We start from the raw sequence: 14,995 nt of genomic DNA on the forward strand, positions 1-14,995 counted from the left end.
GTCATAAAGTGAAACCTTTCAGCATTATTCACTGGCATACGAATAGAAAAGCGGCAAACTATTTGCCGCTATTTTGATGTTGAAAACATCCCAAAACTTCTTTTAAATAACTCCCACCAGCTCGCTGCAGCAACATCTTCTTTTGCTACAATTGTTTGTTTTAATAAAACATCTTTATCTTTTTTAATAACAAGTGTGCCAAGCGCGTCACCTTTTTTAATCGGTGCTTTTACTTTCTTTTCAGCAATTACTTCTTGTTTTACCTTGTCCATACTCTCGCCCTTCTTCATAAGAAGAGAAACATTATCTGACGCAACTAAATCTATTTTTTCTTTTTTCCCTTTTCCTACTTGAACTGTCTTAATTTTTTCGCCGCGCGTATACAATTTCTTTGTCATATATTGTCCAAATGCATAGTCAAGAAGCTTCGTCACTTCGTTGTTCCGTTCTTTTGATGTTGGTGCTCCCATGACAACTGAAATGACACGCATGCCATTTTTTTGAGCCGATGCTGTTAAACAATATTTCGCTTCTGTCGTAAAACCTGTTTTTACTCCATCTACGCCAGGATAAAAACGTACTAGCTTATTCGTATTAACGAGCCAAAACTTTTTATCCGTATCTTCACGTAAATAATCTTCGTACTTACCTGTGTATTTACGAATAAGTGGATACTTCATCAATTCTCTCGCCATTATAGCCATATCATTTGCTGTCGAATAATGGTCTTTGGCCGGAAGACCTGTTGGGTTTTGAAAATGTGTATTTTTCAACCCTAGATCTTTCGCCTTTTTGTTCATCATATTTACAAATCCTTCTTCTGAACCTGCGATATGCTCAGCTACTGCAACAGATGCGTCATTTCCAGATGCAATTGCAATACCCTTTAACATCTCATTTACAGTCATCTCTTCCCCAGGTTCTAAAAAGATTTGCGATCCACCCATTGAAGCTGCATGTTCGCTCGCTCTAACTTTATCGGTCAGTTTTAGTTTTCCTTTTTCAACTTGTTCCATAATTAAAAGCATTGTCATAATCTTTGTCATACTAGCAGGTGGTAATTTTTCATTTGGGTTTTTATCAAATAAAACTTTACCTGTATCTTGCTCAATTACGATTGCTGACGACGCTTGTTCCGCTAACTTCGGCGTTGTTTCTTCTGTTTTCTCCTGCTTCGTTTTCTCAGATTGCGCAAAACTCACTGAAGTTCCAGAAAGCAATAACATGAAACAAACAAGTATTCCAAAAACTCGCTTCATGACTAACCCTCCATTCTATATCAGACCTATTTTTTCCAATTTCTCTTTTTTTAATACCAATTTTTTCTATTATTTTCATTTGACAAATACATTCGTCCCCTATATTGTATTAAGTGTATTACATACAGTAGTACACTTAATACATATGAGGAAGGAGACATTGCTCTTGCATATTCAACTTGACCCAAGAAGCAACACTCCGATATGGGAACAAATTGTTCAAAATATAAAAGAACTCGTATTGAAAAACATGTTGGCTCCAAGTGATAAACTTCCTTCTGTACGCGAGCTCGCTTCTTTACTCGTTATAAATCCAAATACAGTGAGTAAAGCGTATCAAGAGTTAGAGCGACAAGGAATTATTGAAACGTTACGAGGAAAAGGAACATTTGTATCCCAATCGATTACCCCAACATTAGACGAAAGGAAAATCGCTATGGTTGAAAAGCAATTTCATCAATTACTATTAGAAGCCTCTTATCTTGGTATTACGAAAGATAAAATTCATGATTGGATAGATTCATACTATAAAGAGATTGGAGAAAATACGGATGTTGAAAGTGACAAGCTTGAAGAAAACAATTGATAATCAAACAATTTTAGACGATGTTTCTTTCACATTACAAAAAGGTAGTATCGTCGGATTACTTGGAAGAAATGGTGCGGGGAAAACAACTTTATTACGAACGATAGTCGGTATTTTAGACCCAGATGAGGGAACTGTTACATATGAGGATATCGACATTCATAAAAATCCTGAAACGAAACAAAAAATCGTATATGTTCCGGATTCTACTAACATACTGAACGGTTATACAGTAAAAGAAATCGTGAAGTTTTATAAAGCAGTTTATACAGCATTTGATGAACCATATTTCTACGAACTACTAGAACGTTTCAATTTACCAAACAAACGAATTCGTAGTTATTCAAAAGGAATGAAAGCACTGCTTGCCATCATTTTAGCTGTTGCTGCACAGGCAGAATATATTATTTTAGATGAACCAACAAACGGACTTGATCCTATCGTTAAAAGACAGATTTTACAGTTTCTCGTTGGAGAAGTTGCAGAAAAAGAGATTACCATTTTCATATCTACCCATCATTTAGATGAAGTTGAACAAATTGCAGATACAATCATTATTTTAAAAGGACATACTGTATCTTCTATTACATCACTAGACGATGCAAAATCACAATTTGCTAAAATCCAAGTAGCCTATGAACGCTCATTACCTCAAAAACTAGAAAACTTAAGCAATATTAAAATATTAAACCAAACGGGAAAAGTATATACAATCTTAATTGAGGGAAATGTAGCTACAACACTGGAGAAGTTTTATAAAGAGCAACCTATACTCATTGAAGAACTAACAATGTCACTTGAAGATGTCTTCGTTACGACACTGGAGGAGGATGGGTATGTTTCATAAAGCGTTGTGGATGTGGAATTGGGAGCGCGGGAAATATGCTGCGTTACTGTTTTTCTTTAGTTCGCTTTATTTTTTATCTTTCGAATACTATCAAGCAGCAGAAACTCAACAGTCTCTCTTTCTCCATCCAGAAAAAATAGGTGAAGAAAAGTTCTACTATCATTATTCTTTTTATTCTTCTAATAGCTTTTGGTTAGGTATTATTACAATTATCCTATCCTGTATATTGATTGGTTGGGAGCGAAGTAATCAAAGTGGAGATTCACTTATGACATTTCCATTTAAAAGACGTGATATGTTCTTATCGAAGTGGGTTTTCGGTGGATTTTTCATTGTACTATCACTTCTAATCAATTGGGGTCTTATGTATTTTATTTATAAATCTACGATTCACTTTGAATATCAATCTTTCGAACCGTTTCATCGATATTTCCTGTATGCAATTTTCACATATATAGCGATCTATACTGTCTCTTTATGTATTGGTACATTTACTGGCAGTATTATTTCACAAAGCATCTTTAGCATTACTTTTTGCATCATGGGAATGGGAATCTTTTCACTCTTACTCCTATTCTTTACAGCTCATGCTGAGGCAATACAGGGGAATAAAAGTTATACGAATTTCGAAAACATTTATGAATTCAATAAAAAGACCAACATTTCAAGCGCTATATTAGACTTTTCAATTAGTTATAATTACCACCCTACTGCCCAATCAGATGAAGATCATGGAAAAGTAATACAAAGGGGACCCACTTTTCATAGTTATTACTCTGCAAAAATAATACTTGTTCCTATCTTCTATACAATTTTCAGTTTGCTTATTGGGATGTTTCTCTATGCAAGGTCACCTAATGAACATAATAAGAAAATTTTCCTTTTTCCAAAATACAACTCACTCTGGATGTCGTGTACTACCTTTTATTTTGCATTAATAGGTGGGCAAATGTTGAAGCGTTTTGATTTATTATTTAGTTACTATGTTGGGTTCTTTTTATTTGGAATCGTCACTTATTTTATATTATCACGTCTTACAAACTATAAAGTTTTTTAAAGGAGAGATCCTATGTTTCAAAAAGTATTATGGATGCATACCTACAAGCAAAGTAAATATATTGTTTGGCTATTTTGGTTAGTAAGTTTTTATGTACTATCCTATAAATACTACTTAGCATCTGCCGAGCAATTAAAATATTTTCATGAACATAATGAATGGAAATATATATACCGATACTATTATCAACTTTCACTTCCCGATGCTATCATGGTTCAAGGAGGACTCCTTATTGCATTAGCCTGCATCCTTATTGGATGGGAGCGTCAAAATCAATCAAGTGACATTCTATGGTCTATGCCATTTAAACGGAAACATCTCTTCATGACGAAATGGCTTTTTGGTGTGTGTAATATTTTAGCTATCGTTATATTGAATTGGGGACTTTTTGCTATTATGAAAAAGGCAACTTTTCATAATAAGTATCAAATATTTTCACCATTTCATACCTATTTCTTATACATGGTTATCATCTTAATTGCTATATATACACTTGCATTATGCATAGGAACAATTGCTGGTAATATGATTTCACAAGGATTCTTCAGTGTTGCTATACTTGGATTCCCTTTTATTTTGCCGACTCTAATTGCCGGAGCTATTTCTATTCATACGGTTGGACTTATTTCTAATCATCCCGTCTATACGGAGGAGAATGTAGATCGTTATGGTTCAGTAATAGAAAAAGTGAGTATTTTAGCGCCAGTTCGCGGATTCAATATTAATTTTAATTACGATCCTCAACGTGCTTATACTGATGAACAAGGCGTACGTCATGATGAACCTAATTTTACGTATATTCCCTCAGCAACAAAACTTATCGGCCCAATCGCAAATGTACTTATTCTATTACCTTTAGGAATGTACTTATATACAAGATCACCTAATGAACAAAATGGGAATTTTCTATTATATCCGAAACTCAAAACACTATGTATGATATGTTGTGTAATCTTTATTGGAATGTTTGGAGGAATGGCAACGGGAGGAAGTCATTCTATCTTAAATTATTATATTGGTTTTATAGGAACCAGTACGATAGTCTACCTACTATTATCTCGCTTATTAAAATTTAAATTTTCTTGGCGTGTGAAATAACCTCCTCTTAAAGAGGAGGTTATTTCACATTCTCTCTCCTATCCCCATACACCATCTCTTCTTTCATCCCAAATCCATCACCATTTTGCACAATTTGCTCTGTCGGTGCAACTACACTTTCGGCAATTTTCCATTCCCCACGCTCTTTTACAAATACTTGTAGAAAATAGTTCATACCATCTAATTGATATGCATTTTCTTTTTTCACATTATAGTGAATCGCAATGTAGTACACTTGAATGTTTTCTTTCCCTATTTTTGATACGTATTGCGATAGTCTCGGTATATAAAGTGCTGCTTTCTGAAAAGATAGTTGCTTCGCTTTAACAAACGATGAACTTGTTACATTACGTAATGTGTCCCGATTACGAATATTATCGCTATGGTGAAATAATACTGCGTTTTGCATAGAACGAACCCATAATTTCGAATATAAAACTGTATTATCAGTTTCAATGTACTTCACTTCTTTTCGCACCACTTGGATAGGCGTATCTGCGTACGTGAATGTTTTAAAATAGAAAAAACTACCAAATAAAATGGTAAGTGCAGCAATATATTTCATAATCTTTCCTCCGATCTTTTAATTAAAGTATCGGAGTTTCAAAATATTTTTATTCAAAAGAAAAAGGATAGGAATGCTTTCGCTTCCTATCCTCATTTATTATAATACGCGGCCAAATAGTTCTAAGACCATTTCTATTTCTTGGTCGCTCCAACCTTTAAATCTCTCTTTATAATATTCTTTACGCACAGCTTCAAGTTTTTCAGTTACTTCTCTTCCGTGCTCTGTAATTTCTAAGTACACGATACGACGATCTGAATTAGAACGTTTTCTTTCTACTAATCCTTTTCGTACAAGTCGATCTGTAACAGCTGTAATATGACTGGAGGTTACGTTTACTTCACTCGCAATTTGCGAAGCCATCTGTGGACTGTTTAAAAATAACGCACGTAATACAGAAAATTCATTATATGGCATATGTTCTGCAAAACGTGTATTAATATCATTTTGTAATAAACGTATCATTTTTCGAAATGATGCAGATAAATCTAAAATCAGCGTTTCTCTTTTTTCGTTCAATAGCCTCGTCCCTTTTTTATCATATTTACACATATTATAATCTATAAATACCTATATTGTATATGATTTCTTTCCTCAACATTCTCATTTATGTAACTTTTTTCATATAAATTTCTTTTTTGTTCACACATATACATATAAAAAGGATGGTGATGGAAAATGCAGGGTGGAATAAATCCTTATTTACACAACGTACGCACAGCTAATACTGGTAAAGAAGCTACTATTACTGTACAAGGCGAAGGCGTTGTCAAAGCAAAACCAAACGTTGTTATATTAACGCTTGGCATTCGAACTGATAGTAAAAATGTAAAACAAGCGCAGGAAGAAAATGCAGTACAATCAAAACAATTACTGGATGCACTTAAACAGCTTGGTATTGCCGATAAAGATATAGAAACGATTTCTTATACGATCACTCCTCAATACGAATATGTAAATGATAAAGCATTGCTCCAAGGATACCGTGTGGAGCATTTGTATGAAATTACCGTTTTAAATGTACAAAAAGCTGGGGAAGTATATGATATAGCCGTATCAAATGGCGCAAATGTAGCAAAAGGTTTACGTTTCCGAGTATCTCATCCAAATAAATATTATGAGAAGGCTCTCATTCAAGCTCTGCACCAGGCAGTAGAAAAAGCTCGTGCTATTGCGAGTACATATAATCTAAATATTAATCCTGTTCCCCTCTCATTCGTTGAAGAATCTGCCCAATTACCACGGGAAGTTACGTCTTATGCTACTTTACATGCACAAGCAGCCCCGCCCATTCAATCTGGTGAATTAGAAATCATTTCATCCATACGGGCTATTTTTACGTATTTATAACGAATTCTCTTTACAAGTAAACGTTATCATTTTACTTGTTGTAAAAACATGATGTTCTGATATAATAAAGGACGGTGAGCTCTTACAAAAGAGATATCACGGGTGGGAGAGGGATATGAAAAAGAAGGTTTAACATGAAAGGAATACTTGAAAGAACATTTAAATTAGGTTTACACGAAACATCACCAAAACAAGAAGTTTTAGCTGGAGTTACGTCATTTTTCACAATCGTATATATTATGATTGTAAATGCGTCCATCTTATCAGATGCTGGCATTCCTCTTGAAGCTGGAATTTTAGCAACTGTTTTTAGTTCATTTGTCGGATGTCTACTCATGGCATTTTGGGCAAATGCACCTGCTATTCTTGTCCCTGGTATGGGTGTAAATGCATTCTTCACGTACACAGCTGTGCATACGCTTGGACTAACTTGGCAAGAAGCATTAGCTGCTGTCTTTATCTCTGGTATTATTTTTGCAATTGCCGCTTTTACACCAATCGCTCGCGTGCTATCAGTATCAATTCCAAAGTCATTAAAGGAAGCGATTACTGTCGGCATTGGATTATTTTTAGCGTTTATCGGATTGCAAAAAGGTGGTTTAGTCGTTTCGAACCCAAATACTGCTGTGGCAATGGGGAAATTAAGTAATCCTGTCGTTCTTGCGACATTACTTACTCTTATCATTGCACTTGTATTATTTATTCGTAACGTACGTGGAAACTTTTTATGGACGATTGCAATAGGAACTGGTATCTCATGGTTATTTGGTCTTGTGGATACGAGTCAAATGGGAAATAGTTCATTCTCATTCGCTAATTACGGTGATGTGTTTGGAGCTATGTCATTTGGGAAACTTTCTTCCTTACCATTTTGGATTGCAACATTCTCTTTAAGCATGGTGCTTATTTTTGAGAACATGGGACTTCTGCACGGTTTATTAGAAGATGATCGTAAATTCCCACGTGCTTACCAAGCCAATGCAATTTCAGCAATGACATGTGGTCTATTTGGCACAAGCCCTACCGTTTCAACAGTAGAAAGTGCCGCAGGTATTACTGCAGGTGGTAAGACAGGTCTGACGTCTATCGTTACTGGGTTGCTATTCTTTGCATCACTGTTTGCTCTTCCATTTGTCAAATTAATTCCTGATAGTGCCATTGCACCAATCTTAATTATTATTGGCGGTCTGATGATTACAAGCATTCAACAAATTCCTCTGAACGACTTTTCAGAAGGATTTCCAGCATTCTTAATTATCGTTATGATCCCGCTCACATATAGTATCGCTGATGGCATTGCGTTCGGATTTATTGCTTACCCTATCTTAAAAGTTGCTCTTGGAAAGCGTAAAGAAGTCGCACCATCTATGTATATCATTACATGCTTATTCTTAGCTATGTTTGTATTACATGCTATTGGTTAAGAAAAAACACCGAGGAAATCCTCGGTGTTTTTTACTTAAACCATCCTTTTTTATAAAACCATGCCATCATTCCGCCGCCAATTAATGCCATTAGAAGAAGACAAATAAAATAACTATATTGTCCACCAAGCTCTGGCATATGCGTAAAGTTCATTCCATATACTCCCGCAATAAATGTTAATGGCATGAAAATAGTCGAGAATACAGTTAATGTTTTCATAATGTTATTCATATGATGTGAGTTTAATGAAAAATAACTATCCCGAATATCCGCCGTTAACTCTCGACTTGCCTCAATCATTTCCGTAAGTTTAAGTAAATGATCATGTATATCTTTAAAATAAATCTCATGATCACTTATACCGTAAAAACGAGTGGAATTCAAAATACGATACAATAAATCACGCATTGGAATAATTGTACGTCTTAACTTAGATAAATCTGCCCTAATATCAAATACTTCTTCTAGCACGGCTCCTGCTGTCTCACCTGTTAAATTATCATCAATCGCATTTAAATGATCTTCAATGTAATATACAGGTGCGAAATAATCATCTACAATTTGATCAGTGATTGTATGTGCTACATGTAAAGGTCCTTTCTTAATCCGCCTCTTCTCACCAAGTGTTTTCCATACTCTTTCAATTGCATTATTATGAGAAAAATGGAAAGAAACAATATAGCGATCACTAACAAACAAATCAATTTCATGTGGTTCTAGCCCATCTTCTCCAAACGCGTGAAGAACTAAAAAGTTATATCCATCATAAAAATCAACTTTTGGTCTCTGTACATATTCTAGACAGTCTTCAATTGCAAGGGGATGGAACTTAAAATGGTCTTGCAGAATATATGTATACTCTTCTTTCGTTGGCTTATATAAATCTAGCCAATACCATACAATATGGTCTTTCTTTGTTTCTTCTAGAGAAACATCATATAATACTTCATCTGTTTTTGTTACTGCACAAATTCTAATCATAATTTCACCCATTATTATTATAAACAAAAAATAGTAAAAAAAGCCAAGGAGAAATCTCCTCAGCTTTTTTTTATTACTTCGTTACGATACCGTGTACTAAAGTTGGTGCATCTACGTGTTCTTTAGAGATCTTCATGTTCTCATAAATTTTCGCTTTTACATCTTCAACATTTTCGCGGTTCGCGTAAATTGTAACAAGGGATTCACCTTGCTTCACGCTATCGCCTACTTTTTTGCGCAGCATTAGACCAACTGCTAAATCAATTTCTGACTCTTTCGTTGCACGTCCTGCTCCTAAAAGCATTGCTGCTGTTCCGATTTCGTCTGCAACGATTTCTGATACATATCCGTCTTCTTTCGCTTCCACTTCAATTTTAAATTGTGCTTGTGGCAATTTAGAAGGGTCATCAACAACAGATGCGTCGCCGCCTTGCGCTGATAAGAACGTTTTAAATGATTCTAGCGCTTTTCCGTTGTTCATTACTTCAATTAGCTTTTCACGTGCATCTTCTAAAGATGAAGCTTGTCCAGCAAGGTACACCATTTGGCTTCCAAGTGTTAAACATAGCTCTTCTAAATCTTTTGGCCCTTTACCTTGTAATGTATCAATTGCTTCTTGTACTTCTAGTGCGTTACCGATAGCTTCACCGAGTGGTTGACTCATATCAGAAATAACTGCCATCGTATTACGACCAACGTTATTACCGATGCGTACCATTGCTTCTGCTAAACGTTTTGCATCTTCATCCGTTTTCATAAATGCACCTGCTCCAGTTTTTACATCAAGAACAATTGCATCTGCACCAGCAGCAATTTTTTTACTCATAATCGAACTTGCAATAAGCGGAATTGAGTTTACTGTTGCTGTTACGTCACGAAGTGCATATAACTTTTTATCAGCAGGTGTTAAGTTACCACTTTGGCCGATAACAGCGATTTTGTTTTCATTTACAAGTCGCATGAATTCATCGTTTTCAATTTCCACATGGAATCCTGGAACTGCTTCTAATTTATCAATTGTACCACCAGTATGTCCTAAACCGCGTCCAGACATTTTCGCTACTGGTACGTCTAAAGCAGCTACTAATGGACCTAATACAAGTGTCGTTGTATCACCAACACCACCTGTCGAATGCTTATCTACTTTTACACCTTCAATAGCTGATAAGTCAATTGTATCGCCGCTATTTACCATTGCCATCGTTAAATCAGCACGCTCTTGATCGTTCATATCTTGGAAGAAAATTGCCATTGCAAGTGAACTTACTTGATAATCAGGAATATCACCATTTGTATATCCTTCAACAATAAAGTTAATTTCTTCTGTCGTTAATGCATGTCCGTCACGTTTTTTTGCAATTAGGTCCACCATTCTCATTGTGAAGTCACCCCTTCATTTGTTTTACGATTGCTTTTACTAATGCTAAGAAGTTAGCTTTAACACGTTCTGTCGTTTCAATTACTTCATCGTGATGAAGTGGCTGATCTAAAATACCAGCTGCCATATTTGAAATACAAGAAATACCTAATACTTTCATTCCAGCATGACGTGCTACAATTACTTCAGGTACTGTTGACATACCAACTGCATCTCCGCCAAGTGTACGAAGCATACGAATTTCAGCAGGTGTTTCATATACAGGACCTGTCATTCCAACGTATACACCTTCTTGTACTTTAATATTTAAGTCTGCTGCAACTTGTTTCGCCATTTCACGAAGTTCTACTGTATATGATGTAGACATATCAGGGAAACGTACGCCCATTTCAGAATCATTTGGTCCGATTAATGGATTCGTACCCATGAAGTTAATGTGGTCTGAAATTAACATAAGATCGCCTGGCTCGAATGATGTATTTACACCACCAGCTGCGTTTGTTACAACAACCGTTTCTACACCTAGTTCTTTCATAACACGAACTGGGAATGTTACTTTTTGCATGTCGTATCCTTCATAGAAGTGGAAACGTCCTTGCATTGCTACTACTGTTACACCTTGAAGTGTGCCAAATACTAGTTGACCTGCATGGCCTTCTACAGTTGATACTGGGAACTCAGGGATTTCACTGTAAGGTACTGTTACTGCGTTCTCAATTTCGTCTGCTAATACACCAAGTCCTGATCCAAGGATTAGTCCTACTTGTGGTGTCTCTTGAAATTTCTCTTTTAAGTATGAAGCTGATTTTGTAATAAGTTCACGATTCATTTGTTTATCCCCCTATTTCTTTAGCTCGTTTAAGAAGCTTGTTCCGTATTCTGGCATTTTCACACCGAAGTTTTCTGCTACTGTTGCACCAATATCAGCAAATGTTTGACGAAGTGGTAACTCTTGTCCGCCTTCTTTCATACTTGGGCTATATGCTAATAATGGTACATATTCACGTGTATGGTCAGTACCAGGGTGAATTGGATCATTACCGTGGTCTGCTGTAATTAATAATAGATCATCTTCTTGTAGTTTTGCGAATACTTCTGGAAGACGTGCATCATATTCTTGCAGAGCCTCTCCGTATCCTTGTGGATCACGGCGGTGGCCGAATAATGCATCAAAGTCAACTAAGTTTAAGAAGCTAAGACCTGTAAAGTCCATATTTAATGTATCTACAAGCTTATCCATTCCATCCATGTTAGACTTCGTACGAAGTGATTCCGTTACCCCTTCACCATCATAGATGTCAGAGATTTTACCGATAGCAATTACATCGTAGTCACTATCTTTTAATTCATTCATTACTGTACGGCCGAATGGTTTTAATGCATAATCATGACGGTTTGGTGTACGTGTAAAGTTTCCAGGTTCACCAACGAATGGACGAGCAATAACACGACCTACCATGTATTTCTCATCTAATGTTAATTCACGTGCAATTTTACAGATTTTATATAACTCATCAAGTGGCACTACTTCTTCGTGTGCTGCAATTTGCAATACGCTATCAGCAGAAGTATAAACGATTAAAGAGCCGGTTTCCATTTGCTCTTGGCCAAGTTCATCAAGAATTTCAGTTCCAGAAGCTGGCTTATTACCGATAATTTTACGGCCTGTTTTTTCTTCTAATTCATCAAGTAATTCTTTCGGGAATCCTTCCGGGAACACTTGGAATGGTGTATCAATGTAAAGGCCCATGATTTCCCAGTGACCTGTCATTGTATCTTTACCAGTAGATTTCTCTTGCATTTTTGTGTAATATCCAAGTGGTTTCTCTACTTTAGAGATACCTTTCATTTCACGAATGTTACCAAGACCCAATTTCACCATGTTAGGCATTTGTAAACCATTCATATGTTCAGCAATGTGACCAATTGTGTCAGATCCCAAATCACCAAATTGCTCAGCATCTGGTGCTTCACCGATTCCCACAGAGTCCATTACGACTAGGAATATACGTTTATATTTATTCATAACTGCGACCTCCTATAAGTTCAGTTCTACTTCTTGTAGTATGTTCAAAACGCTATAAAGTGAAACTGTTATCCATAAGAATTCTCATTGTCAAACAGTACTTCTTTAAACCATTCTCTAACCTATTTCGTTTTACTTGAAACGACTCAAAAACATTTCTAGTTTTTTCTAAGTCAGATGTCAGACATCTGATACTGATATCATAACATGTTTACGCTTTCTTTTTAATACATTTTCGTAGAATTTCTCATTTTCTTCACACTTCTATTGTAATTCATTCTGCAACGAAGTGCTAATTTTTTTATGATTTATTTCTTCATATTAAAAATAAAAAGTAGCTCTAAAGAGCTACTTTTTATTTTACTTCTATTGTTTCTTCTTTATGTTCATGCAATTCGCCTTTTCTTACATGCACTTTCACTTTGTAAGCACCGTTCTCTTTGAAAGTATGTTTCGTTTCATACTCTCCTTTATTCCCTTCTTTCGCTGGAATAAATTCGTGTTTTTCAACACCATCTTTCCAAATCTCTAGTTGTACTTCAGCACCAGCTAATGCTTCTTCTTTTTGCTTTAAATGAACTTTCATTGTAGATTCAGCATTTGCCTTTATGTCTCCAGCCATAAGATGGATCATTGTGTCACTTTTATGATCTCCATGTCCTGCACTGTGATCACTATTTTCTTTTTTCGCATCTTCTACTTTCGCATTTCCTACAGCAACTTTCACTTCCGGCATAACGTGCATTTCACGTGCATTTGTGTGAGCGATAATATGGTATACTCCATCCGTTTCGAATGTTTTCTCTACTGCATAAACACCTTTTCCTTTATGCTTACCATCTAACATCTCGTGCTTTTCGTCGCCATCTTTCCAAATTTCAAACTTTACATCATCGGCATCCGTTACTTTTTCTTTCCCTTGTGTAACAAGTGCTTGTACTTCTGTTTTTTCACCTGGTTTAATTTCTTTCGGATTTGTTTGGACTGCTACTTTTACAGCTTCAAGTTTCTGTTCTTTTTTCGGTTCTTCTTTGTTTGTATTACAGCCAGCCAACGCTAGCATCGCGATAAATAAAGTTATAATCAGTTTTTTCATCATCATTTCCTCCTTTATACTTTATTTAGTATAGAGGAAATACATTGTAATATTCCAGTCTTCTGCTGAAAACAATATACGAAATGTTTGTGAAGTTTCTGTGAAACGGTCTTCCCTTCTGAATCTATGAAAAAAGAGCATAGTAACTATGCTCTTGGATGAAACTGTTTATATACATCTTTTAATCTAGTTTTTGAAACGTGCGTATAGATTTGCGTCGTTGAAATATCTGCATGACCAAGCATTTCTTGTACAGCACGTAAATCTGCTCCATTTTCTAATAAGTGCGTAGCAAACGAGTGACGCAACGTATGAGGTGTAAGCTCTTTTTCAATATTTGCTTCTTTCGCTAATCGTTTTAATATTTTCCAAAATCCTTGTCTTGATAATCGATTACCATGATGGTTTAAAAAGAGTGCATCTACTACTTTTTTCCCCATTAATTCTCTTCTTCCTTTTTCAATATACTTTTGAATCGCTTCCGTTGCTAAACTTCCTAGTGGAATAATTCTTTCTTTATTCCCTTTCCCTATGCAACGAACAAATCCCATCGTTAAATGTACATCTTCTAAATTGAGTGCAATCAATTCTGAAACACGAAGTCCTGTCGCATACAGTAACTCTAGCATCGCCTTATCACGTATCCCAAAAGCACTTGTCATTTTTGGTGTTTGAAGTAACGCCTCTACTTCATCAACTGATAATACTTTTGGTAATTTCCGTTCCCCTTGCGGCGTTTCAATATGTACGGATGGATCGTGTTCTACCGCTCGTTCACGAAGTAAAAATTGGTGGAACGAACGAATTGATGCAATATGACGCGCCAATGTTTTCGAAGATTTTCCGTTTTCTTTTAAATACTGCAAAAAGTTAACAATGTGTAAACGGGTCACTTCATGAAAAGTTTTCGTCTGTTCCACATTTTGCAAATACTTTACGTAGCTTTTTAAATCCCGTTCATAAGATACTACTGTATTCTTTGCTAATCCTTTTTCGACAACCATATAATGAATAAAATCTTTTAATTGATCTTCCACTCTACACTACTCCCCATTTTCATAGAAAAACATCATTCTATTTACGAAAGCATCCTTTGCCGGTTCTTCATTCCCTGATACTTTTTCTACAGTCTCTTCTTTAGGTTTTTCATAACGATGATAGCTTTCATATTCTTCATTTATCCATAGTATAGCGAAATAAAACAAAATCGTACAACTTGTAAATAATAAAAATACTTTTATTCCATCAAAAGTTAATTTTAAAGCTCGGCGCATTGTAAATTCCTCCAAAATATAAGTTATTACAACATATGCCAAGCTTTCACCAA

Annotated in this window: 16 protein-coding genes; 6 read left to right on the forward strand and 10 right to left on the reverse strand. The window is 35.6% G+C overall.

Annotated features, from left to right (window positions below; translation table 11 throughout):
* Window positions 1–68: 68 nt before the first annotated feature.
* The gene (dacF, locus tag DOS87_RS22620) at window positions 69–1,259 is read right to left on the reverse strand and encodes a serine-type D-Ala-D-Ala carboxypeptidase DacF (protein WP_000832002.1); all 1,191 of its coding nucleotides are present in this window, start codon (window positions 1,257–1,259) and stop codon (window positions 69–71) included.
* A 166-nt stretch (window positions 1,260–1,425) separates the two neighbouring features.
* Here dacF and DOS87_RS22625 point away from each other — a divergent pair, with 166 nt between their 5' ends.
* The 4 genes from DOS87_RS22625 to DOS87_RS22640 are packed head-to-tail and all read left to right on the forward strand — an operon-like array spanning window position 1,426 to window position 4,847.
* Window positions 1,426–1,845, forward strand: coding sequence for a GntR family transcriptional regulator (locus DOS87_RS22625; RefSeq protein ID WP_000548025.1), 420 nt, complete (start codon window positions 1,426–1,428; stop codon window positions 1,843–1,845).
* Window positions 1,811–2,692 (forward strand): ABC transporter ATP-binding protein, encoded by an 882-nt coding sequence (locus DOS87_RS22630; RefSeq protein WP_000922124.1) that lies wholly within the window; start codon window positions 1,811–1,813, stop codon window positions 2,690–2,692. The genes DOS87_RS22625 and DOS87_RS22630 overlap by 35 nt, the downstream gene beginning before the upstream one ends.
* Window positions 2,682–3,749, forward strand: coding sequence for an ABC transporter permease (locus DOS87_RS22635; RefSeq protein ID WP_142330520.1), 1,068 nt, complete (start codon window positions 2,682–2,684; stop codon window positions 3,747–3,749). Before DOS87_RS22630 ends, DOS87_RS22635 begins: the two co-directional genes overlap by 11 nt.
* A 12-nt stretch (window positions 3,750–3,761) precedes the next feature.
* The gene (locus DOS87_RS22640) at window positions 3,762–4,847 is read left to right on the forward strand and encodes a hypothetical protein (RefSeq protein ID WP_000487025.1); all 1,086 of its coding nucleotides are present in this window, start codon (window positions 3,762–3,764) and stop codon (window positions 4,845–4,847) included.
* A 19-nt stretch (window positions 4,848–4,866) separates the two neighbouring features.
* Here the strand turns inward: DOS87_RS22640 and DOS87_RS22645 are convergent, their stop codons facing one another.
* Complete coding sequence (locus tag DOS87_RS22645; RefSeq protein ID WP_000873788.1) at window positions 4,867–5,412, reverse strand: hypothetical protein; 546 nt, start codon at window positions 5,410–5,412, stop codon at window positions 4,867–4,869.
* A 99-nt stretch (window positions 5,413–5,511) separates the two neighbouring features.
* Window positions 5,512–5,931, reverse strand: a complete 420-nt coding sequence (locus tag DOS87_RS22650; protein ID WP_001003307.1) for a MarR family winged helix-turn-helix transcriptional regulator — start codon at window positions 5,929–5,931, stop codon at window positions 5,512–5,514.
* A 159-nt stretch (window positions 5,932–6,090) separates the two neighbouring features.
* Between DOS87_RS22650 and DOS87_RS22655 the strand changes: the two genes are divergently transcribed.
* Together DOS87_RS22655 and DOS87_RS22660 are read left to right on the forward strand one after the other, a co-directional pair.
* The gene (locus DOS87_RS22655) at window positions 6,091–6,762 is read left to right on the forward strand and encodes an SIMPL domain-containing protein (RefSeq protein WP_001161431.1); all 672 of its coding nucleotides are present in this window, start codon (window positions 6,091–6,093) and stop codon (window positions 6,760–6,762) included.
* Between the two features lie 134 nt (window positions 6,763–6,896).
* Window positions 6,897–8,186 (forward strand): NCS2 family permease, encoded by a 1,290-nt coding sequence (locus DOS87_RS22660; protein WP_000676243.1) that lies wholly within the window; start codon window positions 6,897–6,899, stop codon window positions 8,184–8,186.
* Between the two features lie 31 nt (window positions 8,187–8,217).
* Here DOS87_RS22660 and corA read toward each other — a convergent pair whose 3' ends face one another.
* The 7 genes from corA to DOS87_RS22695 form a co-directional block, all read right to left on the reverse strand.
* On the reverse strand, window positions 8,218–9,180 hold the full coding sequence (gene corA / locus DOS87_RS22665; protein ID WP_002026281.1) for a magnesium/cobalt transporter CorA: 963 nt from the start codon (window positions 9,178–9,180) through the stop codon (window positions 8,218–8,220).
* A 61-nt stretch (window positions 9,181–9,241) separates the two neighbouring features.
* Window positions 9,242–10,546, reverse strand: coding sequence for a pyrimidine-nucleoside phosphorylase (locus tag DOS87_RS22670; RefSeq protein ID WP_001243069.1), 1,305 nt, complete (start codon window positions 10,544–10,546; stop codon window positions 9,242–9,244).
* A gap of 7 nt (window positions 10,547–10,553) precedes the next feature.
* Window positions 10,554–11,375, reverse strand: a complete 822-nt coding sequence (locus DOS87_RS22675; RefSeq protein ID WP_001078446.1) for a purine-nucleoside phosphorylase — start codon at window positions 11,373–11,375, stop codon at window positions 10,554–10,556.
* A 12-nt stretch (window positions 11,376–11,387) separates the two neighbouring features.
* Window positions 11,388–12,572, reverse strand: a complete 1,185-nt coding sequence (deoB, locus tag DOS87_RS22680; protein WP_001046081.1) for a phosphopentomutase — start codon at window positions 12,570–12,572, stop codon at window positions 11,388–11,390.
* 355 nt (window positions 12,573–12,927) lie between these two features.
* Window positions 12,928–13,668, reverse strand: coding sequence for a FixH family protein (locus DOS87_RS22685; RefSeq protein ID WP_000733454.1), 741 nt, complete (start codon window positions 13,666–13,668; stop codon window positions 12,928–12,930).
* A 146-nt stretch (window positions 13,669–13,814) separates the two neighbouring features.
* A complete protein-coding gene (gene xerD, locus DOS87_RS22690; protein ID WP_000390088.1) occupies window positions 13,815–14,705 on the reverse strand; it encodes a site-specific tyrosine recombinase XerD in 891 nt (296 codons plus the stop codon).
* 6 nt (window positions 14,706–14,711) lie between these two features.
* Window positions 14,712–14,942 (reverse strand): YqzK family protein, encoded by a 231-nt coding sequence (locus tag DOS87_RS22695; RefSeq protein ID WP_001250432.1) that lies wholly within the window; start codon window positions 14,940–14,942, stop codon window positions 14,712–14,714.
* Window positions 14,943–14,995 lie beyond the last annotated feature (53 nt).

Origin of the sequence: Bacillus sp. CR71 (genome assembly GCF_003429245.1) — a bacterium.
In the GTDB taxonomy this organism is placed as follows: Bacteria; Bacillota; Bacilli; order Bacillales; family Bacillaceae_G; genus Bacillus_A; species Bacillus_A thuringiensis_S.

Coding starts and splice junctions, on each gene's coding strand:
- DOS87_RS22635 (WP_142330520.1), top strand. CDS start 2,682: ATGTTTCATAAAGCGTTGTGGATGTGGAATTGGGAGCGCGGGAAATAT.
- deoB (WP_001046081.1), bottom strand. CDS start 12,572: ATGAATAAATATAAACGTATATTCCTAGTCGTAATGGACTCTGTGGGA.
- DOS87_RS22645 (WP_000873788.1), bottom strand. CDS start 5,412: ATGAAATATATTGCTGCACTTACCATTTTATTTGGTAGTTTTTTCTAT.
- DOS87_RS22675 (WP_001078446.1), bottom strand. CDS start 11,375: ATGAATCGTGAACTTATTACAAAATCAGCTTCATACTTAAAAGAGAAA.
- DOS87_RS22695 (WP_001250432.1), bottom strand. CDS start 14,942: ATGCGCCGAGCTTTAAAATTAACTTTTGATGGAATAAAAGTATTTTTA.
- dacF (WP_000832002.1), bottom strand. CDS start 1,259: ATGAAGCGAGTTTTTGGAATACTTGTTTGTTTCATGTTATTGCTTTCT.
- DOS87_RS22655 (WP_001161431.1), top strand. CDS start 6,091: ATGCAGGGTGGAATAAATCCTTATTTACACAACGTACGCACAGCTAAT.
- DOS87_RS22630 (WP_000922124.1), top strand. CDS start 1,811: ATGTTGAAAGTGACAAGCTTGAAGAAAACAATTGATAATCAAACAATT.
- DOS87_RS22685 (WP_000733454.1), bottom strand. CDS start 13,668: ATGAAAAAACTGATTATAACTTTATTTATCGCGATGCTAGCGTTGGCT.
- DOS87_RS22670 (WP_001243069.1), bottom strand. CDS start 10,546: ATGAGAATGGTGGACCTAATTGCAAAAAAACGTGACGGACATGCATTA.
- DOS87_RS22660 (WP_000676243.1), top strand. CDS start 6,897: ATGAAAGGAATACTTGAAAGAACATTTAAATTAGGTTTACACGAAACA.
- corA (WP_002026281.1), bottom strand. CDS start 9,180: ATGGGTGAAATTATGATTAGAATTTGTGCAGTAACAAAAACAGATGAA.
- DOS87_RS22640 (WP_000487025.1), top strand. CDS start 3,762: ATGTTTCAAAAAGTATTATGGATGCATACCTACAAGCAAAGTAAATAT.